We start from the raw sequence: 2639 nt of genomic DNA on the forward strand, positions 1-2639 counted from the left end.
CGCTTATGCCATGGAACCACGCCGCCTGACGGCCTCAGCTTGCCGCTTACGCATGGCGCCTGTATCACAAGGAACCAGCGCCAGTTGGTGGGAAAAGTCACGCGACGGCTTGACGAGCAAAATCCAGGCGGTGGTCGATAGCAATGGTCTGCTGAGACGGCAGAAAGGTGCTGCGGGAGCGCCATCGGTCCTTGCAAAGGAGCGGTTCAGGAATCGCAAACACCCACGGGCAGGCCGGCCGCTGGAAGTGTGCAAACACTCCTTCCGGTCGCACAGGCCGCAACGCGCCCCCTCGATCAGGCAAGCCGGTCGAAGTGGGGCAGAGCCTCCATAGGTAAACCTTCGTATAGCAGGTCCCCTCCTTTCGATACCGGTCGTCCACCTCCGTACAATTGAACATGCCATCGACCACCTTCAGCTATCGGAGGCCGTAGAGTATAGATGGCAAATGCCTCCGCCATCGCCGAATGGATTGTTTGCGCGATGCAAAGCTGCAGCCGCGAAGTGCTTTTTATAATAGGTGGCCGCAGCGTATACCTATGCTCGGCAGCTCGGCCTATCTCTCCTGAGATGGTCAGCGCCTTGTCACCGTGCACCAGTACTTGGTAGCAGCGGGNTATTCCCCGTCAACGAGTATCCGGCTCATCGGAACAATACCGAGAGGTTTGANAATACATTGTTAAATACAACTGGATCGGATGTTCCCGGGCCGCGCACGCCAGAGGCAAAGGATCGAGAGCTAGGTTTAGATTTCGCGAAAGGAGTGCTCATCACTTTGGTGATCGTCGGTCACGTGATCCAATATGTCGTCTACCGAGATGGAGGCTTCTGGGAGTCGCCATGTTTCAAATGGATCTACATGTTCCACATGCCACTGTTTATGGCGATCAGTGGATATCTTTCTTGGCGAGCGCTCTTGCGAAAGTCGTTCACTCGAGCCATCGGTGATCGTGCGGTGCAGCTCTTGTTGCCCATGCTGTTTTGGTACGCTCTCCTGGAGGCAGCCAAGTTGGCCGTATTTAGCTCGTCTGCAAGCGAACCAGGCAGCGTCTTGCGGTGTCTAAACGATTCCGCCGGCACATACTGGTTCATCTGGGCTGCTTTTGTTTCCTTCCTTCTCGTCAAAATTCTTTTGATTTTCAATCGTTGGTCGCCCTGGATCTTATTCGTATCAGTTTTACTAGTCGCACTTACACCTGTGACATTTTCCATATTGCCTCTTATAAAGTATACGTTCCCGTTTTTCTGCCTAGGATTCTCTTTTGCTCAGTCGAGAGAATGGTGGACGGGCATAGCGCGATCTCACAAGCCGCTCTTAATCATGTTTCTCTCCATAGCGGCTTTGGTGTGCTTTCTAGCCTGGCGCAAAGACACTTACATCTACAACAATCTCGCCCTAGTGCACGATATGCAGTCGGCACAAAACGTACTTCTGATGCTTGTCGGCTCCGCAGCGGCCTCAGCGATTGTCATCGTGCTCATCCTCCAATGCTGGAAAGTCGGCCGCTCAAAGCGTGTGATCAGCTTTATCACCGTGGAACTGGGACAGAGCACGCTGCTGCTATACTTGATACAAGGCACGATCTTTCGTCTCATGGATTCGATACAGTACGGGGAACTTTGGGATCTCACGACTAGGTTGGTCGTCGCGGGAATTCTTGGGGGAGCGATTGTTGCCGTCGGGCTAACGATACGGTGGATCGTGCGCGACATTCCCTATCTATCTCAGCTCGTTCTTGGAGCGCCACCACGCCCGGCTTGTCCGAAGTATCAGCCAGCAGATAATTAGCTGCAGCCGAGATCTGAATTCTGGAGAGCCCGGCTCCTCGTTGGTCTCGTCGCAGCCTCTGACATTGGTTGTGGCGGCGTGACGGACCTTGTTGACGTGTGTCGTCATGCCGCTGGAGCGGAGATCGCTGATGCTGGCGTCAATTCCAGGGCAGAAGCTCGTCCAGCCGATGAGCCGGATGGGCGGCAATGCGAAGGACATCGCCACATCGAATCGCCGACTACGAAGACCGATCCATGCGTCCGTGAGGACGAGCTGATCCTGAAGGGGCGATCCGCGCGGCTCGGTACCGCTTTCCCGCACGATGCAGAAGCCCGCGAGCATACACCGCGCAACCAAAGGACCGAAGTGACGCAACCGCTCAAGTACTCGGGTAATGCCGCCGCCACTCCGCAGAAAAGCGCCAGAATGAGCAACAAGGCCGGCTTTGCCAACGGCGGCGGCGTGACGCCAAACCCCAAGATGGAGCATGGCGCTGACAGAGGCGAGGGCCTTCATGAGAAGACGAAAAGTACAGCGACAAGGCCAAGCCGCGGAAATGATCCTGGTGCGGCATATGGTGGCCGATGCCGGCGGCGAGCGGCAATTTTTTGGCGTTACCCTTGCCGATCTCGACATAAACGTTCGTATCGTTCCGTCGCACCGTTTGGATGCTCGAGGATTACCTGCGTTCAATTGAGCTGCTGAGGGCGTTCATCCTAGGCTGCATCCTGCCCTCCTTGGGCATTTCCTCCCTAGACTTCGGCCGCTTGTGGCAACGCAGGCGGCCTTTTCTTTGTCAGATACCCGCTGACCGGCAGTAAGCGCCCGGTCATGACCCGGGCTTTTGTTCGCCGCCCTTCTCGCCGCG

At 56.0% G+C, this 2639-nt stretch carries 2 protein-coding genes; both read left to right on the forward strand.

Annotated features, from left to right (window positions below):
* The first annotated feature begins 676 nt into the window (after window positions 1–676).
* Window positions 677–1789 (forward strand): nodulation factor fucose acetyltransferase NolL, encoded by a 1113-nt coding sequence (nolL, locus tag CQ14_RS30585; RefSeq protein WP_057861529.1) that lies wholly within the window; start codon window positions 677–679, stop codon window positions 1787–1789.
* A gap of 469 nt (window positions 1790–2258) precedes the next feature.
* Window positions 2259–2468 (forward strand): hypothetical protein, encoded by a 210-nt coding sequence (locus tag CQ14_RS44010; protein WP_156435624.1) that lies wholly within the window; start codon window positions 2259–2261, stop codon window positions 2466–2468.
* Window positions 2469–2639 lie beyond the last annotated feature (171 nt).

The organism is Bradyrhizobium lablabi (assembly GCF_001440475.1).
GTDB lineage: Bacteria > Pseudomonadota > Alphaproteobacteria > Rhizobiales > Xanthobacteraceae > Bradyrhizobium > Bradyrhizobium lablabi.

Bases quoted from the DNA above. Each gene is read 5' to 3' on its own strand.
- CQ14_RS44010 (WP_156435624.1), top strand. From the start codon at position 2,259: ATGGCGCTGACAGAGGCGAGGGCCTTCATGAGAAGACGAAAAGTACAG.